A 22,419-nucleotide genomic window follows, 5' to 3' on the forward strand; every position below is an offset into this window, starting at 1 on the left:
AAATAAACAACAACTCAATAAACAACAGGGTGAAGGCCTGCACACACGCAACACCAGCGTGTGCGCGGGCCTTCAACCCGTTTTAACACCCCACAACACACACGCCCGGGCCGGGGGTGGTGGAGGCAAGATGAAGAGTCGGGATGACCTGTATCGAGAGTCATCGATAGCGACCGCACACCACTTTCACTGCCCGAGTAAAGCTCTCATCAACACGGCCCAGCTAGACAGCTAGGTCGAGGCGCACGCCATGGATGAACTTGAGGTCGCGGGGTCGTAGCGGCTTAGGGGAGTATCCTGGGAGCTAGAAGTCCTATTGGGAATTGAGGCTCTCATGTTCAGTATTACGCAACGTGCTTGGAACGTACTTATCTTCACAGGTATTGCGGCCGCTGTTTTCGGAATTATCGCGCTGATATGGCCAGCCCAGACGGCGCTTACTCTTGTCCTTATCTGGGGTTGGTATGCCTTTATTGACGGCGTAATTGAGCTCGTTGCGGCATTCCGGCCGGAGGGGCGCGCCACGCGCGGGTTGTTAGTAGTCACGGGCATTGTCGGCGTGCTTGCTGGACTCGTGGCTATTTTCCGCCCCCTGGAGAGCGCAGTGGCGCTCGCCTGGGTACTGGGAATCTGGTTGCTGGTCCGTGGAGTGTCCTCGGCTATTTCAGCTTTTTCGGAGGCATCCGTTACTCCACGGTGGACGCTGGTGCTCGGTGCCGTGTGCTTCGTGGTCGCGGGCTTGATTTTCATCATGAACCCAGGTGCGGCAGCGTTGACGCTGAGCATGTGGTTGGGCGCTCTGGCACTCGTGTGGGGAGTGTCGATACTTGTGGCAGGATTCGCACTACACCGCATGTCTGGGAAAGAGAAGGCAGCGGTGTAGCCCCCGCGATCTTCTAGGTGTGAGCGCTTAAGCCCTCAACTAGCGGCGTGGTCGCACGACCGATCAGCCGCGAAAGCGTGCCATCACTAAAGGCGAGGTCACCCGCACGGATGGCCTCGCCTAGTGCTGTGCTGAACCCGATTAGAGCCTCGTCTACGCCGGCTTCGCCCAGCGCGCTGATCAACTCAGCGGTACTCACAGGGCGATACTCCACCTCGCGTCCGATGACTGTAGATATGGCGCTTGCCAGTTCTTTGTAGTCCCAAGGCTCGTCGCCGCCCAATTCAAGTGTGTGGCCGAGGAAACCTTCTCCCAATGCAATGGCTGCGAGGCCCGCCGCATAGTCAGCACGACTGGCACTGGCCACTTTACCTAGCCCAGCGTTGGCCAAGACTGTTCCGGTGGTGCGGGCGGTAGCTACATCGGGAAGATAGTTTTCGGTGTACCAGTTGTTACGGGCTATGACGAAGGGGACGGCGCTGGCCTTGAGCGCAGCCTCGGTTGCTTTGTGCTCCGGAGCCACGGGATTGCTCGTAGTATCCGCCTGCGTGACGCTGGTGTAGATCAACTTGGAAATACCTGCCTCCGCGGCGGCGTCGATGACGGTCTGGTGCTGCTTGATTCTTTTTCCAATTTCGGAACCAGAAACAAGGATGACGGTGCCAGCGCCTTCCATGGCTGAAGCCACGGTTGCGGGATCATCGTAGTCCATGCGGACTGTGTTGACTCCCAGCTGCGCCAAGGGCCGGAGATGCTCGGTGTTGCGGCCGGCAGCAATGATGCGTGCAGGCTCCAAGCCGCGTTCAATAAGCGCGTGTACTGTAAGCGAGCCGAGGTGGCCGCTGGCGCCGGTGACAAGGATGGTGGGTTGCTCGTTGCTCATGATGAGAGCCTCTCTGTAGGTCTAAGGCGGGGGGAGGGAATGTTCCTCCCTTGCCTTTGCCACAAAGCGCAACACTTATGGTTTATTCCATATTATCCCCGCCCTGTTGAAACATGGCGGAGAGCAAATGCGCGTCTAGGAGTTCAGACGGCGTACGGCCTCACGAATGATTTCGGGACGCTTAGAGAAGGCGAAACGCACCTTGTGCTTCCACGGATCGGGATGATCTGTAAAGGCGGTCAGCGGAATGGCCGCCACGCCCTTTTCTGCAGGCAGGCGCTTACAAAACTCTCCTGCGTCTTCACCAACATCCGCGACGACATAATAGGTTCCCTTTGTATCGTGCACGCGGTAGCCGGCGCTTTCGAGGCCTGCCACGAGGATAGACCGGCACTCGGAGAGCTCTGCGACCATGCTCTCCACCCACGCGCCTTCTTCGCGCAGCGCATACGCCACCGCAGCCTGGAAAGGCGTGGCGCCGACGAAGGTGATGAACTGCTTGGCTTTCACCACGCCGTCGAGCAGCGCGGGGGTGGCAATGGCCCAGCCCGTTTTCCAGCCTGTCACGTTGAAGGTCTTGGCGGCTGAGGATACCTTAATCGTACGTTCAGCCATGCCAGGCAGGAGCCGGATTTCTCTATGCTGGGCATCCCCGAAAGTCAGGTGTTCGTAGACTTCGTCGGAAAGGACGAGGAGGTCTCGCTCAACGCACAGGCTGGCGAGGTCACGCATCCCCTGCTCACTAAAGATCGCGCCGGTGGGATTGTGCGGGGAGTTGATGATGATCATGGCCGTACGATCCGTGACGGCGGCGCGGATGGCCGGGACATCAATATCCCATGTATTGCCAACGGCTTTGAGAGGGACTGCGACGCGCTGGGCACCGGCGAGTGCGATGGCTGCGGCATAGGAGTCATAGTAGGGCTCTATGACTATGACTTCTTGGCCGGGTTCAACCAAGCCGAGAACGGAAGCGGCGATAGCCTCCGAGGCTCCTACCGTGACAAGCACGTTGTCTACAGGAACGTTGTTGTCGGCGCTGATGGCCTCGCGCAGGGCCATTACGCCCATTCCGGGAGCGTACTGGTTACGGCCGGTGGCGATCTGTTCCTGGGCGATCTCGAGCATGCGCTTCGGGCCGTCACTATCAGGAAAACCTTGACCGAGATTGACCGCGTGGTTGTCCAGAGCGAGTTGGGTCATGGTGGCGAAGATGGTCTCGCCGAACTCTTGCATCCTTTTGACGACCATTAGAGCACCAAGAGATCGTAGCGGGTGGCTTTGACGTCACTGAGGCGCTTGCGTGCGCGCTCGAGGCGTGCCCATTCGTCTTGGGGGATTGACTTGCGGGCAATACTTACCGTCTCCGCATCAGGGGTTCCCCAGGCGATTGGCATCGGTGTGACCTGCTGCCAGTGCTGCGAATCCGAGCTGTTGCGGTGTCCAGAGACGGCCGCGACTGGAATCTTGGTTCCCACGGTGCGCTTGACCCCAGGAATACTCGTTACGGTGCGCAGGCACACTCCCCAGCGCGGCTCGATGGTGGGGTCGACGTTGGTATTAACCAAGGCCATCAGGACCATGTCACGCTCGTTGACCTCGGCGACAACGGCAGGGGCGAGCGGGTACTTGTCATAAAGATCTTGGGCGGTTCCCACCTTGCGCGAGGCCAAAACCCCGACGATGGCAACGAAAATACCGAAGAATAGAAGCACGAGGCCGACGGTTATCCGCCACGCGGCATCCACGGTGAGATAGAGCGCCACCGCGCCGGCGATGAATAGCAGGCCCATGACAAGCCCGGAGTTGCGCAGGCGAGACGAGTCCCGCAGGAGTTCGTTGTTTTTATGTGCGAAGGTCTCATCGACCTGAAACTTGAAGATCTTCATTAGCTCATAAGTCTACTGCGTCGATGAGGCGATAGGAATATCCCTGCTCGGCGAGGAAGCGTTGCCGGTGAACTGCATAGGAGGCGTCGAGGGAATCGCGGGCCACCAGAGTGTAGAAGGCGGCTTCGCGGCCGTCGGCCTTAGGGCGCAGCAGGCGCCCGAGGCGTTGGGCCTCCTCCTGGCGGGATCCAAAGGTGCCAGAGACCTGAATGGCAAGGGCTGCCTCAGGGAGGTCGATAGAAAAATTTGCCACCTTGGAGACGACGAGAGTGGGCAATGCGCCACTGCGGAATTCGGCGAAGAGTTTCTGGCGGCGCTTCGTCGAGGTGCGACCATCGATGACCGGGGCGCCCAGATGCTCCCCGAGGGCGGAGAGTTGGTCAATATAGGCTCCAATAACAAGTGCCTGTTGACCGTGGTGGAGCTCCAAGAGCTTGTCGACGGCGTGCATCTTGCCCTGGGCAGTAGCGGCAACGCGGTAGCGATCTCGGGCGGTGGCCGTGGCATAGGCCATGCGCTCGTCGAAGTTCATGTCGACGCGCACTTCAACGCAGTCTGCGGTAGCGATGTATCCGGCGGCCTCGAGCTCTTTCCACGGGGCATCGTAGCGCTTAGGGCCGATGAGGGAAAACACGTCTGATTCCATGCCGTCTTCGCGCACCAAGGTTGCGGTAAGGCCGAGGCGACGCCGCGATTGCAGGTCCGAGGTCATCCGGAAGACCGGGGCGGGAAGTAGGTGCACTTCGTCGTAGATGATAAGGCCCCAGTCCCGCGAATCGAATAATTCCAGCGCTCGGTACTCACCTTTGGTCTTGCGCGTGACCACCTGGTACGTAGCTATGGTAACCGGCTTTATCTCCTTCTTTTCCCCTGAGTACTCGCCGATCTCGTTGGCGGTCAGCGAGGTGCGTTTGAGCAGTTCCTCACGCCATTGGCGTCCGGCGACCGTGTTGGTGACGAGGATAAGCGTGGTGGCCTGGGCCCTGGCCATGGCTGCGGCTCCGACGAGGGTCTTTCCCGAGCCGCAAGGCAGGACGACCACTCCGGAGCCACCAGCCCAGAAGGAGTCTGCGGCATAAGACTGGTAATCACGCAGCGACCAGCCTTCCTCTTTCAGCGAGATGGGGTGGGATTCCCCGTCGACGTAGCCGGCGAGATCCTCGGCGGGCCAATTGGCCTTGAGGAGCTCCTGTTTGAGTCGCCCGCGTTCTGAAGGCGCAACCGCAAAGCTGTGCTCATCAATGCGGGCACCGAGCATGGCGCCAATCTTCTTGTGCCGAGAGAGCTCTTCGAGGATGGGGACCTCGGAGGATTCGAGGATGAGACCGTGGGCGGGGTGTGACTGGAGGCGGACTCTGCCGTAGCGCGACATGGTCTCAGCGACGTCGATAAGCAGGGACTGGGGCACGGGAAACCGGGAGAAGCTCTCTAAGACGTCGACAACCTGCTCGGCATCGTGGCCGGCGGCGCGGGCATTCCACAGCGCCAGCGGGGTAATCCGGTAGGTGTGGATATGCTCCGGCGCGCGCTCAAGCTCGGCAAACGGGGCCAGCGCGGCTCGGGCCTGTGCCGCCTGGGGGTGGTCGATCTCGAGCAAAACGGTTTTATCGGATTGGACAATCAAGGGTCCAGACATGGACGTTCTCCTCGGAATACTTGTGGCTTTAGGTCAGCTTAACGGAGGTGATCCGGTGCAATGGGAAACGGATGGTGGCACCGTCTGCGCTCGTGCCATCGACCTGTCCACCGGCCACAGACAGAGGGGTGATCTCGCGCTTGCGCGGGTTGCCTGCCTTGTCCGCATAGGTGATGAGGACGGTCCTCCTCCCGCGCGCCGCTGCCTGCAAAATATCTAACTCTGCAGCCTCGGGTTGGGTGGGGGAGGGCTGGCTGGCACTAGCTCGCAGGGCCGCGATGGCGCGTTGCGGGTCGGCAGGATGCGGGCGTGGCTTCTTGGGTGCAGGTGTCGGTACGAGTGCGGGTTGGGCAGTGGCGTTAAGCGTAGCTCCCGTAGCGTCTTCCGCGGCGGGAGAGAGCCCGTGAGCGCGCAGCTTCTCCAGCAGTTCTCCCACGTGCAGGTCGGACACGGCCACCGTCGGGGCGAGGCGGCGTAGTTCACTCAAGCTGCGCACCGCCAACTCGAGCAAGGCCGGATCTTCGCTGCGCAGATAGCTCAGTGCTACCCCGGAACGCAGCGTGCCGTGACGTTTGGCCGAGTCTTCGACCAAGTAGGCCACCGACTGCGGGACATCGCCGCGCTCTTTCAGAAACGCGAGAATCTCTGGGGCAGATAAGCCACTATCCATAGCCCGGCGAATAGATTCCTCGCTCAGGCGGTAGACGCTGGCTAGACCAGGCGATTCGAGGTCTGCCATGCTCACAAGAGTGCGATGGGCGGATGGAACAAGAGGTCCTGGAACCAGGATCGTCATATCGGCTTGGATGAGGAAGTGATCCACCGGCTCGGGGGTCAATGCTGCGGCGGCAGCTGGTCCCTCGATGAGTACGCGGGTGGCCTGACCTTTGGCCACCGCGCCGATCCACTCCGCCTCGTGGACAAGGGCTTCGATAGTTGCGACGGCGGTATGGGAAGAGACCAAGGGTGCCGCAAAGCGGAGCTCCTCATGAAACTGTGCAGAGTCTAAAGGCACGCGCGCATGCAGAAATATCTGGAGAATCCTCTCCCGGAGTTGCGGCACAGAGGTAGATCGTGCGTCGGGGGATAGAGTGCGGCCGGGTGCCTGTGGGTTCCACGGGGAGTATATCCACGCCTCGAGTATGCGCCGCCATTGATCTGCCAGAGAGAGGTCAGCCCACTGCGCACCCTCCTCAGTAAGCGCTAGGAAGTTGCCCTCGTATCCGTGCGGCTCGCCGCGGCTGACTAGGCGCGCGGCGTGCGCAAGCTCACTCAAGCGTCTGACTTCTTCAGGCCTTAAGTCCAGCCTCTTGGCGAGTGCCTGCAAGGGGCGCACACCGACGGTTTTATCCTTGAGCAATTCGATGGGGCGAGGCCCTATTTCCTCCAGCACGCGGCTAATTCCGCGCACTACTTCGAGCCCTGCGGCAGCGCCTGCCTGATCGGCCTCTGCGGATCCTTCCATAGGCGCGTCTCCCATGCGGCCGGTGGGCTGCAAAGGAATCGCTTCAGGGTAGAGCCCATGTAGCGCGCGATGGATGGCCTGTGGCAGCCGGACGGTGGAAGAATCCACGCGCTGCAGCAGACCCTTGGCTATAAGGCGCGGAATGGGCCGCAGTGGGTCCGCGGCTGGATCTGCATCCCGGGAGGTGCCAAGGCCTCCGGAGGTGTCGAGAGTTCGCACAATGTGAGCTTCATCGGCGGGTAGATCAGCTATGGCCTGAGGATCCACGGTTAGCTGATCGAGCAAAGACCAGCGGGTGGGCAAGGCCGGCATGAGCTCACGCGGGATCATTACTTCCCCGAAAACCAAACCGCGGGCCTTGAGCTCGCGGGTGACCTGTGGATTTGGATCAGCGACCTCTTCTAATTCCCCGCCGCGGCGCGCAATCTCCTCGAGCACAGCAAGTTGTTGGGCGTTGCAGTCAGCCAAGGCCCTGGCGAGGGAAGAACGCAGGGACAGGCGGGTGGCCAAGGAGGCAAAGCTGGGGGGAAGAGGAACGAGGGCGTCGGGGCGATTGCCCAAGAGCTTGGCGAGTTCCGAGTTAGTTCTTTGGGAGAGCCAGTCACGAAAACTGGGAGCAGATATGGATTGGGTCATTGTGACGTTTTAGTTTAGTGGGCGATTAAGTTACTTTTTCGCGCCGGGTTTGGAATAATGAGCACTATGTCGAATGAGAAGAAGGGCTTCGTCTCCCCGGCTTGGCCGAAAAACGAGCACCGTGAACACGCAATTACCGAGGTTTCTTCACCCTTTGCTGGTGCTCCCAGCCCTTATGGTGATGATCTGATTCTCCCCATGCCGGCGGAGAAGCTCAACTACGTGCATCCCTACACTCGCATCAACAAGTAGCGCGCGTCGAAATTCCCGCTCCTCTCAGCAGGCCAAGGCCTGCTGAGAGGAGCCCTTTTTGGGTGTGTACCAAAGTAGAACAAAAGGCGGGGCGGGCAAGAACCAATGAAGTGGTCCTTGCCCGCCCNNCCCCCCCCCCCCCCCCGCCTTTATTGCGCGTAGCTGCTATTCGGCGCAGCTACCATCTTGAGGCGTGAAACTTTTTAGAGGCTTCCGAGTAGCTGTGCAACGGGGTCAATGTAGTTGCGGTTTGCAGAGTAGAAGTCATTGAAGTTACCGCGGTTGGCGTTGTAGTGAGCGGTCAGCTCAGCAGGAACGGCGATGCCGTACTTGGCGGCGGTGTCAGTGACCAGCTTATAAACGGCGTCTACAGCGACCTCATCCGGCTTGTTGGCAGCTGCCTGCTGCACGGCGGCAGGAGCGGCGGCGGGGACGGCTGCAGGCTGCGCAGCAGGGGCGGTGCGCTGGGTGGCACCGGAGTTTAGGCCTAGGCGGGAAGAGCAGGAAGGCCATGCGCCCCAGCCCTGGGAAGCGAGCACGCGCTCGGCGACGACGATCTGCTGTTCGCGGGATGCCTGGCTGGCAACGGGTGCGAACTCTCCTCCGCCGTGTCCGCTCCAGGTCTGTGCAGAGAACTGCAGGCCGCCGTGGTAGCCGTTACCGGTGTTGATGGCCCAGTTTCCGCCGGACTCGCACTGTGCGAGGCGGTCCCAATCGGAATCAGGTGCGGCGGAAGCGGTCGGCGCCATGATGGCGGCGGCTGCGCCGAGGGCTACGGTGCTGGCGGCAAACTTAGCGGCGATGGAGCGGTGCTTGGTGGAATGGCGTCCCATTAAATAAAATCCTCTTCTCTAGGTTTCTCGCGCCCACGTGAAAATCAGTCCGGCAAGTGGAGTGTGTGAAAATTTGGCTGTACATAGATGCGAGACGCCGTGGGAACCCCGGACTGTGTGGGGCAGGGTTCCTGAAGTGGACGTCTCAAGTACCTGAGGGAGAGAGTAGCCGTTTATAACGAAATAGTCACGTAATGGGCAAGGAATTGTGTCGAACGTGGAGTCGCTATCTACGTTTCCGCTGGTCGTGCCGAAAGTGTGAGTTACGCCACTACTGTGACGTGTGTTGTTGTTGTGATCGAGGGTGGTGTGTTATTGCCCGAAAATTGTCTATCGCGGTAGACTTAATCTCCTTGTTTACTTAAGAGCTAAACTGAGAAGAGAAAGTGGGTAGGCGCGTGCCAATCGGCAAAGTTAAGTGGTTTGACGCTGAAAAAGGTTTTGGATTCGCCAGCAATCCGGGCGATGAAGACGTCTATGTTGGCCGCTCCGTCCTACCCGAGGGCGTCGAAGAACTCGTGCCAGGTCAACGCATCGAGTTTGATTTTGCGGCCGGGCGGCGCGGCCCCCAGGCGCTTCGCGTAAAAGTACTGGAAACGCCTCGCCGCAAGCACGCTCACGCGCGCAAGCCGGTAGAACTGGCCAGCATGCTCTCTGATGTGATGACTTTGCTGGAAACCCAGGTGCAGCCCGTCCTCAATAAAGGCCGCTACCCAGACCGCAAGACTGGGCGGCAGGTTGCGGAGATCCTGCGCGCCATTGCCAGGGACCTCGATAGCTAGCTAGTTTGAGGCCTCTTTGAGCTCCTCGTCCGTCATCGTGGACAGGGACCATACAGTTGTATAAGGGGTTTCCTCGCCGGCATCATTGGTGCCGATCATTAGAGAGGAAACCTCAACGACCATCAGCTTGGCCTTCTCGCCTTCGGCAGCACTGTTAGCATTGCCGTCGCTGCCGGCATCCCTCTCAGAGTCCTGGCCCATTGATACGGATCCGGGAATATCTGCGCTCTGGGCGTCATTCGGGCCGTGGATCTTTTCATCGTTGGCTGCGGGATTGTCATAGATGCTCAACACCCGCCACTCGTGGTCGGTGATGTCCTCGGGCAATTCAAGGTGCAGGGTGTCATCGGCTCCGACCGCCAGGTTCGGAACCTCGCCCTCGGGGCACTCGACGCCGGGCTCGCACACGAGGTAGGGCGCAACCTCCAGGGACTCTTCTCCCACGCTGGCCTTGATGGTGACCTCTGCGGGCTCGGGGCCCGGGCGTCCATTCCACCATTTTTGAAAGATGACGACGCCGACCACGATGATGACGACGGCGATGATGAGTGCCAAGACTTGCAGCAGCGTCTTTTTTCTTGCTTCCTTAGGGGTTGCCATGGCCTCAAACTTTACTCGAAGCTCACGCGATAAAGATCAGCCCACCGTTTCCCGGTGATCCAGAAGTCTTTGCTGCCGGGGATATGGGCGATACCGTTGAGGACATTGTCTTTAGAATCAGCCCCGGCATCGTCTAATGCTGAGGCGTCAATAACGCCGTTGACCTCGCCGGAAGCGGGATCGATGCGGAGGAGTTCAGTGCTCTTCCACACGTTGGCGTAGACGAGTCCGTCCACGCACTCGAGCTCGTTGATATTGCTAACGGGGCTACCCTCACGCGTGACGGTGCTGCGGGGGCCGCGCTCGGCAAAGCTCGTCGGATCCAGGTGACGAAGCTGCGCTGAGCCATCAGACATGATGAGCTCATCTGGCATCGCGCACAGACCCCACCCTTGGCCTGGATAGGAGATCTCCCCGGTCTTTTCCAGAGTATCCGCATCGTAGTGCATTGCGCGCTCGTTCTTCCAAGTCAGCTGCCAGATGCGATCACCGGAGCGAGTGATTCCCTCGCCGAAGTAATCGGCGGGTAGATCCTCTTGCTGCAGCACCGTAGAATCCGCTGGGTCGAAGCGAAGCAGCCGGGACTTTCCATACTGCCCCGTGCCGATCAAAAGCTTGCCTTGCTCGTCAACCTCAAGGCCCTGCGTAAAGGAGTCCGCGAGCATGGGCACACGCTCGTGAACGACGACGTTGAGCTTTTCGACGTCGGATTGTGTCGCAGAACCTGTCGCAGAACCCGGCTCAGAATCTGCTGCATCGGAGGTGCAAGCTGTAATGCTCACCGCTACTAGAGGAACAAAGGCCATGGAAAGCGCTTTGTGCAGAGAATACGTTGGGGCAGGAGCACGGTGAGGCGTAGTCCCTGAGGAAGGCCGGCGTGCATGCGAAGAAGAACCCATGTGGGTAATTGTGCCTCACATGATGAATAATGAGGAACGTGACTAACCGGAAATCTAGCCCCTTGATTCAAGCGCACGCTATCGACATTGCCCGCGCGGCTTTGGAGGAAGTGGGCGAGGGCGGCGTCGGCAAGCACATCGGCGTTGCCGGAATGGGTGCGAATGTGGCAACCCACCGCTTCGCGGCCGACGTGCCCGGCTACCCCGGATGGGAGTGGCAGGCAGTGGTGGCCTGTGCTGCGGGCTCGCGCCACGTCACCGTTAACGAAGTGGCGCTGGTGCCAGGTGGAAGCGCCCTGCAAACGCCGGATTGGGTGCCCTATAGCGAACGCCTGCGCCCCGGAGACCTAGGCCCGGGCGATCTCATGCCGCCCGCGCCTGATGACGAACGTTTGGATGAGGGAGAGCTTTCCCCAGCTGGCCTGGCCCAAGCGGAGAAGCGCTGGCGTGCAGAATACGGTCCTAATTCCGAGATGGCGGCGCAAGCCCCACTGCAATGTAAGACCTGTGCTTTCTATCTTCCCTTTCTGCCTAATTTTGGTGTGTGTGCCAATGAATACTCTGCAGATGGGCGCGCAGTACACGCCACCTATGGTTGCGGCGCCCACTCGGGAATCAAGCTCAAGGAAGATTTGCGGCCTTCCGGCTCCGCCTTTGACGATGAGAAGCCGATCTATTAGTTCTTCAAAGGTGCCGAAGGCACTCGGAGGAGTGCAAAAGAACGCGGAACAATAAAGCATGCCGCGAATGTTGTCGGTTGTGTGTTCTCTGCCTCATTGATTTTGTGTTCAAGGTCCCAACAGGCCAGACTGAATCTGTAAAAATTCCTCCTGGCACTAGGTAAAGGGGCTGCATCGATGAGCGATGTACTAGATAAATATTTCAAAATCTCCGAGCGAGGTTCTTCCGTAGGAACGGAGGTTCGCGCCGGCGTCGTCTCATTCTTCGCAATGGCCTACATCATCCTCCTCAACCCCCTCATCCTGGGCACCTCCCCGGATTCCAACGGGCATACCTTGGGAATCCCCCAGGTCGCCGCAGCCACCGCACTGGTAGCAGGCGTGATGACCATCGCTTTCGGCGTCATTGCCAAGTATCCCTTCGCCATGGCGGCGGGGCTGGGTATGAACTCCTTCGTCGCCGTCACCATGGTCGCCACCAAGGGCTTGAGCTGGCAGGAGGCCATGGGCCTCGTCGTCATCGAGGGCATCATCATCGTCCTTCTGGCCGTGTCCGGATTCCGTACCGCGGTATTTGAGGCTATTCCGCGTTCGATGAAAGCGGCCATGGGCGTCGGTATTGGCATGTTCATTGCCATCATCGGCTTCGTGGACGGCGGATTTGTCACCCGCGTGCCGGATGCCGCACAGACCACCGTTCCGGTTGGGCTGGGCATCAACGGTTCCATCGCCACGTGGCCCGCATTCGTCTTCGTCATCGGCCTTATCATCTGTGCCTTCTGCGTCATCCGGAAGATCCCCGGCGGACTCTTTATAGGAATCGTCTCCACCACTATCATCGCCATCATCATCCAAAAGGTCACCGGGTCTGAGGACTGGGGCATGGCCACCCCAGGTGCGCCGACCTCGTTGGGTGGGCTGCCTGACCTGTCCATCGTGGGCGATGTCAGCATCTTCGGCGCGTTTACCCGCTTGGGCGTCATCGCCACCGTTTTGCTCGTCTTTACGCTCTTGCTGACCAACTTCTTTGACGCCATGGGCACCATGACCGGTTTGGGCAAGCAGGCCAACCTCGTTGATGAAGATGGCGTACTGCCGGACATGAAGAAGGCACTGGTTGTTGAGGGCGTCGGTGCAGTAGCCGGCGGTTTGGGTTCCTCCTCCTCGAATACCGTATTTGCTGATTCTTCCGCTGGTATCGGTGACGGCGCGCGCACCGGTCTGGCCAACATCATCACCGGTGTGCTTTTCCTCCTGGCGATGTTCCTCACCCCGCTTTACGAGATCGTTCCCATCGAGGCCGCCGCCCCTGTACTGGTCATCGTGGGTGTCATGATGGCCAGCCAGATCACGGAGATCAGCTGGACCAAGATGGAAATCGCCATCCCTGCCTTCCTCACCATCGTGGTCATGCCCTTTACCTACTCCATTGCTAACGGCATCGGTGTCGGTTTCATCTCCTTCGCGCTCATGGCTACCTTCGCAGGAAAGGCCAAGCAGGTGCACTGGATCATGTGGCTGGTGGCAGCCTTGTTCGTGGTCTACTTCGCCATGACGCCCATTTCGAGCTTGTTTGGCTAAGGCGGTACTCTCAGGTGCATGCGCACCTCAATTGCTGATCCTCGTGACCCTCGCCTCGACGATGTCAGGGACTTGAATAAGTCCGACAAGTCGGGCGAGGGTCTCGTCATTGCGGAGGGGCCTTTGGTGGTCTCCCGTCTAGCCCAGTCTCGTTTCTCCTTGCGCTGCGTCGTCGGCTTTGGCCCCAAGCTCGATTCCTACGTGGAGCAGTACGGAGACCCCGGCTGCCCGCTCTATGAGGTGGAGCGGGAAGTACTGGCCCAGGTGGCGGGATTCGACATGCACCGCGGCCTCGTTGCCGCCGCTGACCGCGCCCCCGAGCCCGAGCTTTCCAGCGTTCTGGAGGAAGCGACAACCCTCGTCGTCCTCGAAGGCGTGGGAGATCATGAAAATATCGGCGCTATCTTCCGCAACGCCGCGGGAATGGACGTTGACGCAGTCCTACTCGGCTCGGGGGCCGCTGATCCTCTCTACCGCCGTTCGGTCCGTGTATCGATGGGGCACGCGCTGCGGCTGCCCTTCGCCCATTTAGAGGGCGGGCACACCACGTGGCAACGCTCTCTTGAAAGACTGCGCAGCGCAGGATTCCGCCTAGTGTCTTTGACTCCGGACGAGTCTGCTGTGCACCTGGCTGAGGCTATGCGCGGCGCCGACAAGGTGGCATTGCTCGTGGGGGCGGAGGGGCCGGGACTGACGGAACATGCCATGCGCGCCACCGACGTACGTGCCCGCATCCCCATGGCCGCGGGCACCGATTCCCTCAACGTGGCCACCTCGGCGGCCATTGCCTTCTATGAGCGCCAGCGCTCGCGGACGGCCTTCGCTGCGCGCGAGATGTAGCTAGAAGCACGGGAAGCAAGCCGCTTTCCGCTCTCCCAGAGCTCCTGACTCGTTGAACCAGGCTCGGTGTCATCGGCGAAGTTATTCTCATAATCGTCATAATCGCTCAAGCCGAGCTTTCCGGCGGAATCGCTCGCGAGTTCACTCAGGGAGCGCCGTGATTGGCGCGCCCGCGCGATCTTCGGCTCCGGCCTGCCATCTACCGCATAGCCCACGACATCTAAGTCGGGGCCGTCGCTGCCGATCTCACTTCCCAGCCAATAAGACTGTGCCTCCTGCATGAGTCCACGCGGCTCAAACGGCAGGGAGATTCCTCCCAGTGCAGGGTACTTTTCCCCCGCCCAATAGGCAGCCTCAAAGGGCTCCGGCAGCCCGTGGTCCTCGAGGAGCTCGAAGCGGGTGCCGCACAGGGAACGCTTGAGTTCTTGCTGTTCCCAATGTGCGAATCCGGCGTAGCCCTCATCTCCGCCTTCACTGAAGGCATAAATATTGCGGGCTGGCACTGCCTCCAAGAGCTTGGTGGGTAGCTTGGATAACCGCAGTGACTCGCCCTCGATGACTGTCTGCACGACCGCGATGCCGGGATAGCCGCCAATGTAGTACTCGTGCGGGTCTGCCGTAGCCGAGCGATTCAAGGGAAATTGACCGATAGCGGTTACCGGCAAGCGCGGATTGAGCTGAGCCAAAAACTTCCGGCCAAAACCGCGGTCTGCCTTGGGCTGGGAAGCCAGAACCTTGGCTGGATCTGGGCAGTTGACGTACCAGACGGTGAGGACTGCTCGAGAGATTTCCACGGCAGATTCCTTTTAGTCGCGCGGACGCTTGGTATTAGAACGCACACCAAGGAGGACGTCCTCCCAATGGGGCGTCACTGCCTTGCGACGGCGCTTGCTTGGCTTGCGCTCCGCGGGTGGATTCTGCAGGAAATTATCCTTTTCTTCTCCGGCAGAGCCGTCTGCCTGCGCGGGCTCTTGGGAGGAGGCAGATTCATTGGCAGAGGCTTTCTCTTCCCCGGAATCTGCGGAATCCTCTGCCGCCTCGGGGCGGGGTGCTGTGGGGGTGGTGAAATCTGCAATGTCCGTCACCGAGCTGGGGCCTTGTCCGTCGAAGGCTTCTTCGTAGCGTTCTCCTCTTCCGATGGAGGTCAGAGAACGTACAGGTTGCACGAAGTCAGGGTCCGTGAGATCGGCTGCAACTGAGTTGCGAGCTTCCACTGTGGCCGGCGTGGACATGGACTGCCGGAAAGTCCACTCCGCCTCGTTCTGGGAAAGGCCGGCCTTCCAGGTGATACGCACGATCCACGGCTCGCCCTGGTGGCGGTAGGCATCCCAGGTTGATTCGGAGAGCGAATGCCCGCGCGCTGCGAAGGAGGTGGCGAGTATTTCCCACAAGGTGAGCTTCGCCGGTCCATCCTCGCGCACTGGGTGTGCCTGCTTGGCGACGTCGGCCACGCGCTCGCGCTCCAACATCACTGGGTAGGCAAAAGGCTCAATGCGTGATTCCGGTACACCCAACTCAGCGGCAAGATCGGCTGCAGACCCGCCAGCGCGGATGCGATTCTGAATCTCTGCAGGACGCAACGGGATGGGCTCGGTCGCGGCTCGCTGCTGCGTGGGCAGGGAGTGAGGCTGGGTTATCGCCGTGGTAGCCGCCTGGCGCCGCTGGCTGGCGGGGGCAGCAACGCCCGCGCCTTTCGATGGTTGTTGCTGCGGTTGAGCCGCAGCAGAATCAGCAGCAGCAATAACGTCAGCGGTGGGGGAGAGCAGCTCGCGGAGCTCTTCGGTGACAGCGAGGAAGAACTCTTCGCCACCTTCAGTGCGCAGCACCAAGGAAGATTCGGTTGAGTCGCTGCTGACGAGGAATAGCTCGCGCATAAATGGCGCTCCTTCGGCACGGTAGATCGACAGGTATCCAGGCCGACGCCCGTGGGCGGCAGCTGTGATTGGTTCCACTCTAACGCAGAAAGGCCCCCCGATCCGCTAAGGACCGGGGGGCATGTTGTCGCTATGGACTAGCGACGATCAAGGATGTAGTCGATGGCCTGGGTGAGCTTTTCGACGTCAGCCGCATCAATGGCCGGGAACATACCAACGCGCAGCTGGTTGCGTCCGAGCTTGCGATAAGGCTCCACATCGAGGATCCCGTTAGCGCGCAGAGTCTTGGCCAGCGCAGCTGCGTCGACGTCATCGGCGAAGTCAATGGTGCCGACGACGAGGGAGCGTGCCTGCGGTTCCGCTACGAAAGGAGTTGCCTCCGCGCGCTTTTCCGCCCAAGAGTAGAGGATCGAGGAGTTCTTTGTGGTGCGCTCGACCATCCCATCGAGGCCGCCGTTCTCATTCATCCACGCGATCTGGTTCTCGAGCATGATGAGAGTGGCCACGGCCGGGGTGTTATAGGTCTGATTCTTCCGGGAGTTATCTACAGCCGTCTGCAGATTGAGGAAGGCCGGGATGAAGCGCTCGGAGGAATTGATCTTCTCGATACGCTCGAGGGCCGCCGGAGAGGCTGCGGCCAGCCACAGCCCGCCGTCAGAAGCGAAGCACTTCTGCGGAGAGAAGTAGTAGACGTCCGCATCGGCGATGTTTACGGGCAATCCGCCGGCGCCGGAGGTTGCGTCAATGAGCACGAGCTGCTCTTTGTTCTTGGGGTTGGGGCGGACGACGGGCACCATGGCGCCCGTGGAGGTCTCGTTGTGAGCCCAAGCGATGACGTCTGCACCCTCGGAGTCAGCTGCGAGAGGATCCGGGGAAGTGCCGACGGGGGACTCGTTGATGGTGGGGGCGTCTAGCCACGGAGCGAGCGAGCTGGCCTTGGCGAATTTTGCGGAAAACTCGCCGTAGGTCAGGTGCGCGGACTTACGCTGAATGAGGCCATAGGTAGCGGCATCCCAGAATGCCGTTGCGCCACCCAAAGACATGATGATCTCATAGCCTTCCGGAAGGGAGAAGAGATCCGAGAGGCCCTCCCGAATAGATCCGACCACGTTCTTGACGGCGGGCTGGCGGTGGGACGTGCCGATGATGGTATTCGCACCCTTGTTAATTGCCTCAATTTGGGCGGGGCGAACTTTGGAGGGGCCACACCCGAAGCGTCCGTCGACGGGGAGTAGATCTGCTGGCAGGGAGATTTCTGGAGAAGTCATGCGGATAGTTTAACGATTTTTCGAGGGTAGGGAAGAAAAATATTGAACTACTCGCTGTTGGCAGTGTCACAAAGTTTGATACTGTGTGAGGAGATTAAGTCAACCATGCCGGTATGATCCCGGCGTTATTGTTGAGAAAGGATCAACAAGTGGCATCTGAAGACGACAAGGTCGTACTCCACTATCCTGGCGGAGAGTACGAGATGGGTATCAAGCAGTCCACCGAAGGTGACTCCGGCTTTGATATTGGCAATCTTCGCAACGCAACAGGCCTGGTTACTTTCGATCCCGGATATACCGCAACGGGCTCTACGGAATCGAAGATCACCTTCATCAATGGCGAAGAGGGGATTCTGCGCCACCGTGGATATGACATTGCGGATCTGGCGGAACATGCCAGCTTCAATGAAGTCTCCTACCTCCTGATTAAGGGCCACCTGCCTAATCTGGATGAGCTGCACGCTTTCAACAACGATATCCGCCACCACACCTTGTTGGATGAGGACTTCAAGGCGCAGTTCTCTATCTTCCCGCGTGATGCTCACCCCATGGCGGTGCTGGCATCTTCGGTCAATATTCTCTCGACTTACTACCAGGATCAGCTCGATCCCCTGGATGAGGAGCAGCTCGACAAGGCAACCGTTCGCCTTCTAGCCAAGGTCCCCATGCTGGCTGCTTACGCCTATCGTGCATCCCAGGGCAAGCCCTATATGTACCCGGATAACAACCTCAATGCCCGGGAGAACTTCCTACGCATGATGTTTGGTTACCCAACCGAAGAGTATGACGTCGACCCCGTGGTTGCTAAGGCTCTTGATAAGCTGCTCATCCTGCACGCGGACCACGAGCAAAACTGCTCTACCTCCACCGTGCGTATGATTGGTTCCGCGCAGGCCAACATGTTCGTCTCCATCGCCGGAGGCATCAACGCTCTGTCCGGCCCGCTGCACGGCGGCGCTAACCAGGCGGTGCTGGAGATGTTGGAGGATATCCAGGCCAACAACAACGGTGACGCCACTGACTTCATGAACCGCGTGAAGAACAAGGAAAAGGGTGTCCGTCTCATGGGCTTCGGGCACCGCGTCTACAAGAACTACGATCCGCGCGCAGCCATCGTGAAGGAAACCGCACACGAGATCTTGGAGCACCTCGGTGGCGATCCCATGCTGGATCTGGCCCTGCAGCTCGAGGAAATTGCCTTGAACGATGACTACTTTGTCTCGCGCAAGCTTTACCCGAACGTGGACTTCTACACCGGCCTCATCTACCGTGCTATGGGCTTCCCCACGGACTTCTTCACGGTTCTCTTTGCCATCGGCCGTCTTCCAGGCTGGATTGCGCAGTACCGCGAGCAGCTCGAGCTCAACACCAAGATCAACCGCCCGCGTCAGATCTACACCGGTGAGGTTTTCCGCAAGGTAAACCCACGCAGCGAGCGTTAGTTCTCCAGCTGAGGCAGCACTGATACCGCCGAATCGATGCTTAACCCCTATAATGAGGAAAGCTCGGTTCGGCTCTTGTCGTTCGAACCTTAAGAAAACCTCCATAGTTCCCAAGGAGAATTATCCCCATGGAAAAGCCTGTTATTGAAGCTCAGACCGGTCCCGCCCCGACTGACCTCGTCATCGAGGACATCGTTGTTGGTGACGGTGCCGAGGCGCAACCGAGCGGTGTCGTTGAAGTGCACTACGTCGGGGCGGACTACGAAACCAACCAAGAGTTTGATTCATCTTGGGATCGTGGACAATCCATCGAGTTCCCATTGACTGGCCTCATCGCCGGCTGGCAAGAAGGTATACCTGGAATGAAAGTGGGCGGACGCCGCCAGCTCATCATCCCTCCGGAAAAGGCCTATGGGCCTGTGGGCGGTGGGCATCCGCTCTCTGGCCGCACCCTCGTCTTCGTTATTGACTTGATCCGCGCAGAATAGCGTGTCTGCAGCCGGGCAGGCTGCAGTGTTCGACGCTGAACGGACCCTGACTTTTCACCCCATGTCGTCTTGGGGGGAGTCAGGGTTCTTTTGTGCTTCGCGCAGCAGAGTTCTTTTGCGGTAGGTCTCTTTTGTTGATCCCGCCCACAAGTGCGCGCGAAAAAGGCACAATGGGCTCTATGAACATTCCAAGCGTTAGTTTTAATGATGACCGGGAAATGCCCCAGCTCGGCCTGGGCACGTATAAAATGCAGGGCGAAGAGTGTAAAAGAGTAGTCCGGGAGGCAATTGAGCTCGGCTATCGCCACTTTGACACCGCGACCTTGTACGACAACGAGGAGGCCGTGGGCCAGGCTATCGCTGATGCCATTTCCGCTGGTGACGTCACTCGGGACGAGCTGTTTGTTACCACGAAGGTGTGGCACAGCCATCATGGAGCTGAGAAAACCCAGCAGTCTTTCCATGACTCCCTGTCCAAGTTGCAGCTTGATTATCTAGATCTCTACCTCATTCACTGGCCGTGGCCGCAGGGAGGGCTTTTCGTAGAAACCTTCGAGCAGATGGCTCGCATGCAGGGGATGGGGCAGATTGCCTCCATCGGGGTTGCTAACTTCTACGGGGAGGTGCTGAGCGAGCTCATTGATAAGACCGGCATCGTTCCGGTGCTCAACCAAGTGGAGCTACATCCCGGGTTTACTCAGCCCGCACTCCGGGAGTTCCACCAAAAGCACGGAATCGTGACTGAGGCGTGGTCCCCTCTGGCGCGAGGCATCGTTCTCAATAATCCGGATGTGAAAGCAATCGCTGCAGCGCATTCTGCCACACCTGGCCAGATCGTCATTGCCTACTTGCTGGGGAAAGGAATCTCCGTGATTCCTAAGTCGAGTCACAAGGCGCGGCTGGAGGAAAACCTCAAATCGGTGAAGATCAAGCTCAAGCGCAGTGATATCGAAGTGCTTGATTCCTTTGAAGGCAAGGAAGGCTTTGGCCGTATGTTCAAGGATCCGCGGGAGTTCCCGGGAGCGCAGGGGTAGAACTTGGCTTCAACTAAGTTCCCACAATGGAGGTTGTTAGCACTTTTAAGGAAGTGCTAACAACCTCCATTTTTTGCGCAAAGGCTGCATTGAGGAGGGAGAACCCGCGGTCTTGCCTTAGAGAACAGTGAGTGAATTGCCAAGGATTCATTGCAAAATTGCAATTTGCAAGATTGGCAAACGGCCTAATGGGGAGAATCGGGGGTGCTTCGCAGTTTGTTAAAAACGCACTACGTAACGTTTGTTGGGGGTAGTTAAGGCTTGTTAAGGGGCTTTTCTTGGCAGGATTCACGACGTTGCAAAATCTGCAAGGTAACTTACAATGCAATGCGAAACGTGGCCTAGGCCACTCAAACTAGTTTCGTGAAAGATTGAAAACTAGCAAGGAGAACACAATGTCTGAAGCAGTTGCCTCAGCTGATACTCGCCGTGAACCCACGGCAGAAGAGTTCATTGAGATGCGTGACAGTCAGGAGTTCGGTCGGCTTCGTAGCGCCTACCGAAGCTTTACGTTCCCTATGACTGTGGCGTTCTTTGTCTGGTACGTGGTTTACGTGCTGGCAGCAGTCTTCGCCCCAGACTTCATGGGAATCGACATCGGAGGCGGCTGGAACGTCGGCCTAGTATTTGGCCTGGCCCAGTTCGTCACCACATTCGCTATCACGTGGGTCTACGTGAGGTACGCGAACAAGAAGATCGAGCCGCTGGCGGCCGATATCCGTCAGAAGTTGGAGGGCTAAGAAATGACCACCGAATTTTTTGCGCAAGAGGCCGCCGAGATCTCGGCAGGTAACCCGATTCTCAACATCGCTGTCTTCGGCGCATTCCTAGTCGTGACCATGTACTTGGTACTGCGAGCCGGCAAGTCCACCAAGGAAGCCTCGGACTTCTACACCGGTGGAGGCACCTTCTCCGGGCGTCAAAACGGTCTGGCCATTTCGGGTGACTACCTCTCGGCAGCATCCTTCCTGGGCATCGTCGGCGCGGTTGCGCTGACCGGATACGATGGATTCCTCTACTCGGTAGGTTTCTTCGTTGCCTGGTTGGTCGCTTTGATGCTTGTGGCGGAGCCTCTGCGCAACGTAGGCCGCTTCACCATGGCTGATGTGTTGTCCTTCCGCCTTAAGCAGCGTCCGGTTCGCGTGGCCGCGGCCATTGCGACCATGTTCGTCTCGCTGTTCTACCTCATTGCACAGATGGCGGGCGCAGGCTCCCTCGTGGCCGTCTTGCTCAACATCCATGACTTATTCTGGCAGGCCGTAGTCGTCGGCGTGGTCGGCATCCTCATGATTGTCTACGTCCTCATCGGCGGCATGAAGGGCACCACCTACGTGCAGATGATTAAGGCAGTTCTGCTCGTGGCTGGCGTGCTTGCGATGAGCATCATGGTTTTTGTCTCCATCAAGGGCGGATTTAGCACCCTGTTCCAAGAGGCTATTAATAGCCACGCTGCCTCGCAGAACATTGTTAAGCAGGGCTACGAGGCCTCCCAGATTATGGAACCCGGTATGAAGTACGGTGCATCGGTGACCAGCAAGATTGACTTCATCTCGCTGGGCATGGCGCTCGTTCTCGGTACCGGCGGCCTGCCGCACGTACTGATGCGCTTCTACACCGTTCCGACCGCAACTGAGGCTCGTCGCTCTGTTACCTGGGCCATCGTCATCATCGGTGCCTTCTACCTCATGACCCTCATCCTGGGCTACGGCGCAGCAGCTTTGGTCGGCCCAGACCGTATTCTGGCAGCGCCTGGCGGCGCTAACTCCGCAGCTCCGCTGCTGGCTTTGGAACTTGGTGGCTCGGTGTTCATGGCGGTTATCTCCGCAGTCGCTTTCGCTACGGTTCTCGCCGTGGTCGCTGGCCTGGCCATCACGGCCTCCGCCTCCATTGCTCACGATGTCTATCACTCCGTTATTCGCAAGGGCCAGTCCACCGAGGCCGAGCAGGTCCGCGTCTCCCAGATCACCGTCGTGGTACTCGGAATCATCGCAATTGTCTTGGGCGTTCTGGCCATGACCCAGAACGTGGCCTTCCTGGTCTCCCTGGCCTTCGCCATCGCGGCATCGGCCAACCTTCCGACCATCTTGTACTCCCTTTACTGGCGCCGCTTCAACACCGCAGGTGCAGTGGCCTCGATGTACACCGGTCTGATTTCCTGTCTGCTCCTCATCTTCTTCTCCCCGGCAGTCTCCGGATCCCCGTCGTCGATGTTCCCCAACGCGGACTGGGCACTGTTCCCGCTCTCCTCGCCGGGCATCATCTCCATCCCACTGGCATTCTTCATGGGTTGGTTCGCCTCCATCATCACCAAGCCAGACAACCTTGAGGCGTTGTCTGCAGAGATGGAAGTCCGTTCCCTCACCGGCGTCGGTGTGGAAGCGCCGGTCGATCACTAGAATCAGCGCCGATATGGCCGCTGATGCGGCCAAATGCAAGCTAATCGAGGTCACTGTC

The 22,419-nt window shown here is 59.1% G+C and carries 22 protein-coding genes; 11 read left to right on the forward strand and 11 right to left on the reverse strand.

Annotation, left to right across the window (positions count from 1 at the left end; translation table 11 throughout):
• The first annotated feature begins 334 nt into the window (after positions 1–334).
• The gene (locus B2696_RS08105) at positions 335–883 is read left to right on the forward strand and encodes an HdeD family acid-resistance protein (protein ID WP_286954947.1); all 549 of its coding nucleotides are present in this window, start codon (positions 335–337) and stop codon (positions 881–883) included.
• 13 nt (positions 884–896) lie between these two features.
• On the opposite strand, the gene B2696_RS08110 is transcribed toward B2696_RS08105, so the two are convergent.
• From B2696_RS08110 to B2696_RS08130, 5 genes are all read right to left on the reverse strand, one after another.
• Positions 897–1,766, reverse strand: coding sequence for an SDR family oxidoreductase (locus B2696_RS08110; protein ID WP_286954948.1), 870 nt, complete (start codon positions 1,764–1,766; stop codon positions 897–899).
• 135 nt (positions 1,767–1,901) lie between these two features.
• On the reverse strand, positions 1,902–3,017 hold the full coding sequence (locus B2696_RS08115; RefSeq protein ID WP_276623656.1) for an aminotransferase class I/II-fold pyridoxal phosphate-dependent enzyme: 1,116 nt from the start codon (positions 3,015–3,017) through the stop codon (positions 1,902–1,904).
• The gene (locus B2696_RS08120; protein ID WP_286954949.1) at positions 3,017–3,655 is read right to left on the reverse strand and encodes a DUF3239 domain-containing protein; all 639 of its coding nucleotides are present in this window, start codon (positions 3,653–3,655) and stop codon (positions 3,017–3,019) included. Before B2696_RS08120 ends, B2696_RS08115 begins: the two co-directional genes overlap by 1 nt.
• A 4-nt stretch (positions 3,656–3,659) precedes the next feature.
• Positions 3,660–5,291, reverse strand: a complete 1,632-nt coding sequence (locus B2696_RS08125; protein WP_286954950.1) for a DNA repair helicase XPB — start codon at positions 5,289–5,291, stop codon at positions 3,660–3,662.
• A gap of 28 nt (positions 5,292–5,319) precedes the next feature.
• Positions 5,320–7,392 (reverse strand): helicase-associated domain-containing protein, encoded by a 2,073-nt coding sequence (locus tag B2696_RS08130; protein ID WP_286954951.1) that lies wholly within the window; start codon positions 7,390–7,392, stop codon positions 5,320–5,322.
• 66 nt (positions 7,393–7,458) lie between these two features.
• Between B2696_RS08130 and B2696_RS08135 the strand changes: the two genes are divergently transcribed.
• Positions 7,459–7,644, forward strand: coding sequence for a hypothetical protein (locus B2696_RS08135; protein WP_075729403.1), 186 nt, complete (start codon positions 7,459–7,461; stop codon positions 7,642–7,644).
• A gap of 203 nt (positions 7,645–7,847) precedes the next feature.
• On the opposite strand, the gene B2696_RS08140 is transcribed toward B2696_RS08135, so the two are convergent.
• A complete protein-coding gene (locus tag B2696_RS08140) occupies positions 7,848–8,477 on the reverse strand; it encodes a resuscitation-promoting factor Rpf1 domain-containing protein (protein ID WP_286954952.1) in 630 nt (209 codons plus the stop codon).
• Between the two features lie 398 nt (positions 8,478–8,875).
• Between B2696_RS08140 and B2696_RS08145 the strand changes: the two genes are divergently transcribed.
• Positions 8,876–9,259 (forward strand): cold-shock protein, encoded by a 384-nt coding sequence (locus B2696_RS08145; RefSeq protein ID WP_075729405.1) that lies wholly within the window; start codon positions 8,876–8,878, stop codon positions 9,257–9,259.
• On the opposite strand, the gene B2696_RS08150 is transcribed toward B2696_RS08145, so the two are convergent.
• Together B2696_RS08150 and B2696_RS08155 are read right to left on the reverse strand one after the other, a co-directional pair.
• On the reverse strand, positions 9,260–9,859 hold the full coding sequence (locus B2696_RS08150; RefSeq protein WP_075729406.1) for a DUF2771 domain-containing protein: 600 nt from the start codon (positions 9,857–9,859) through the stop codon (positions 9,260–9,262).
• Positions 9,860–9,870: 11 nt separating this feature from the next.
• Positions 9,871–10,641: a glutaminyl-peptide cyclotransferase gene (locus B2696_RS08155; protein WP_286954953.1), complete on the reverse strand. Its 771-nt coding sequence runs from the start codon at positions 10,639–10,641 to the stop codon at positions 9,871–9,873.
• 146 nt (positions 10,642–10,787) lie between these two features.
• Here B2696_RS08155 and B2696_RS08160 point away from each other — a divergent pair, with 146 nt between their 5' ends.
• The 3 genes from B2696_RS08160 (at position 10,788) to B2696_RS08170 (ending at position 13,859) form a co-directional block, all read left to right on the forward strand.
• Positions 10,788–11,438: a DUF3027 domain-containing protein gene (locus tag B2696_RS08160; RefSeq protein WP_286954954.1), complete on the forward strand. Its 651-nt coding sequence runs from the start codon at positions 10,788–10,790 to the stop codon at positions 11,436–11,438.
• Positions 11,439–11,615: 177 nt separating this feature from the next.
• Positions 11,616–13,019, forward strand: coding sequence for an NCS2 family permease (locus tag B2696_RS08165; RefSeq protein WP_286954955.1), 1,404 nt, complete (start codon positions 11,616–11,618; stop codon positions 13,017–13,019).
• 18 nt (positions 13,020–13,037) lie between these two features.
• Positions 13,038–13,859, forward strand: coding sequence for a TrmH family RNA methyltransferase (locus B2696_RS08170; protein WP_075729410.1), 822 nt, complete (start codon positions 13,038–13,040; stop codon positions 13,857–13,859).
• On the opposite strand, the gene B2696_RS08175 is transcribed toward B2696_RS08170, so the two are convergent.
• The 3 genes from B2696_RS08175 to serC all read right to left on the reverse strand — a co-directional run bounded on the left by B2696_RS08175 (position 13,811) and on the right by serC (position 17,001).
• Positions 13,811–14,653, reverse strand: a complete 843-nt coding sequence (locus tag B2696_RS08175) for a DUF6928 family protein (protein WP_286954956.1) — start codon at positions 14,651–14,653, stop codon at positions 13,811–13,813. The two genes, B2696_RS08170 and B2696_RS08175, sit on opposite strands and share 49 nt — an antisense overlap.
• A gap of 12 nt (positions 14,654–14,665) precedes the next feature.
• A complete protein-coding gene (sepH, locus tag B2696_RS08180) occupies positions 14,666–15,733 on the reverse strand; it encodes a septation protein SepH (protein ID WP_286954957.1) in 1,068 nt (355 codons plus the stop codon).
• A gap of 137 nt (positions 15,734–15,870) precedes the next feature.
• Entirely contained in the window at positions 15,871–17,001 is a 1,131-nt protein-coding gene (serC, locus tag B2696_RS08185; protein ID WP_276621874.1) for a phosphoserine transaminase, read from the reverse strand.
• A 149-nt stretch (positions 17,002–17,150) separates the two neighbouring features.
• Between serC and B2696_RS08190 the strand changes: the two genes are divergently transcribed.
• The 5 genes from B2696_RS08190 (at position 17,151) to B2696_RS08210 (ending at position 22,361) form a co-directional block, all read left to right on the forward strand.
• Entirely contained in the window at positions 17,151–18,443 is a 1,293-nt protein-coding gene (locus B2696_RS08190) for a citrate synthase (RefSeq protein WP_075729414.1), read from the forward strand.
• A gap of 128 nt (positions 18,444–18,571) precedes the next feature.
• The gene (locus tag B2696_RS08195; RefSeq protein ID WP_075729415.1) at positions 18,572–18,931 is read left to right on the forward strand and encodes an FKBP-type peptidyl-prolyl cis-trans isomerase; all 360 of its coding nucleotides are present in this window, start codon (positions 18,572–18,574) and stop codon (positions 18,929–18,931) included.
• A gap of 170 nt (positions 18,932–19,101) precedes the next feature.
• Positions 19,102–19,965 (forward strand): aldo/keto reductase, encoded by an 864-nt coding sequence (locus tag B2696_RS08200; protein WP_075729416.1) that lies wholly within the window; start codon positions 19,102–19,104, stop codon positions 19,963–19,965.
• Positions 19,966–20,360: 395 nt separating this feature from the next.
• On the forward strand, positions 20,361–20,705 hold the full coding sequence (locus B2696_RS08205) for a DUF485 domain-containing protein (RefSeq protein ID WP_075729417.1): 345 nt from the start codon (positions 20,361–20,363) through the stop codon (positions 20,703–20,705).
• A gap of 3 nt (positions 20,706–20,708) precedes the next feature.
• Positions 20,709–22,361 (forward strand): solute symporter family protein, encoded by a 1,653-nt coding sequence (locus B2696_RS08210; protein ID WP_286954958.1) that lies wholly within the window; start codon positions 20,709–20,711, stop codon positions 22,359–22,361.
• Positions 22,362–22,419: the final 58 nt, after the last annotated feature.

The sequence above is a fragment of the Corynebacterium sp. UBA4397 genome (assembly GCF_002390965.1).
GTDB lineage: Bacteria > Actinomycetota > Actinomycetes > Mycobacteriales > Mycobacteriaceae > Corynebacterium > Corynebacterium flavescens.

Bases quoted from the DNA above. Each gene is read 5' to 3' on its own strand.
- B2696_RS08105 (WP_286954947.1), top strand. From the start codon at position 335: ATGTTCAGTATTACGCAACGTGCTTGGAACGTACTTATCTTCACAGGT.
- B2696_RS08110 (WP_286954948.1), bottom strand. From the start codon at position 1,766: ATGAGCAACGAGCAACCCACCATCCTTGTCACCGGCGCCAGCGGCCAC.
- B2696_RS08115 (WP_276623656.1), bottom strand. From the start codon at position 3,017: ATGGTCGTCAAAAGGATGCAAGAGTTCGGCGAGACCATCTTCGCCACC.
- B2696_RS08120 (WP_286954949.1), bottom strand. From the start codon at position 3,655: ATGAAGATCTTCAAGTTTCAGGTCGATGAGACCTTCGCACATAAAAAC.
- B2696_RS08125 (WP_286954950.1), bottom strand. From the start codon at position 5,291: ATGTCTGGACCCTTGATTGTCCAATCCGATAAAACCGTTTTGCTCGAG.
- B2696_RS08130 (WP_286954951.1), bottom strand. From the start codon at position 7,392: ATGACCCAATCCATATCTGCTCCCAGTTTTCGTGACTGGCTCTCCCAA.
- B2696_RS08135 (WP_075729403.1), top strand. From the start codon at position 7,459: ATGTCGAATGAGAAGAAGGGCTTCGTCTCCCCGGCTTGGCCGAAAAAC.
- B2696_RS08140 (WP_286954952.1), bottom strand. From the start codon at position 8,477: ATGGGACGCCATTCCACCAAGCACCGCTCCATCGCCGCTAAGTTTGCC.
- B2696_RS08150 (WP_075729406.1), bottom strand. From the start codon at position 9,859: ATGGCAACCCCTAAGGAAGCAAGAAAAAAGACGCTGCTGCAAGTCTTG.
- B2696_RS08160 (WP_286954954.1), top strand. From the start codon at position 10,788: ATGAGGAACGTGACTAACCGGAAATCTAGCCCCTTGATTCAAGCGCAC.
- B2696_RS08165 (WP_286954955.1), top strand. From the start codon at position 11,616: ATGAGCGATGTACTAGATAAATATTTCAAAATCTCCGAGCGAGGTTCT.
- B2696_RS08170 (WP_075729410.1), top strand. From the start codon at position 13,038: ATGCGCACCTCAATTGCTGATCCTCGTGACCCTCGCCTCGACGATGTC.
- sepH (WP_286954957.1), bottom strand. From the start codon at position 15,733: ATGCGCGAGCTATTCCTCGTCAGCAGCGACTCAACCGAATCTTCCTTG.
- serC (WP_276621874.1), bottom strand. From the start codon at position 17,001: ATGACTTCTCCAGAAATCTCCCTGCCAGCAGATCTACTCCCCGTCGAC.
- B2696_RS08195 (WP_075729415.1), top strand. From the start codon at position 18,572: ATGGAAAAGCCTGTTATTGAAGCTCAGACCGGTCCCGCCCCGACTGAC.
- B2696_RS08200 (WP_075729416.1), top strand. From the start codon at position 19,102: ATGGGCTCTATGAACATTCCAAGCGTTAGTTTTAATGATGACCGGGAA.
- B2696_RS08205 (WP_075729417.1), top strand. From the start codon at position 20,361: ATGTCTGAAGCAGTTGCCTCAGCTGATACTCGCCGTGAACCCACGGCA.
- B2696_RS08210 (WP_286954958.1), top strand. From the start codon at position 20,709: ATGACCACCGAATTTTTTGCGCAAGAGGCCGCCGAGATCTCGGCAGGT.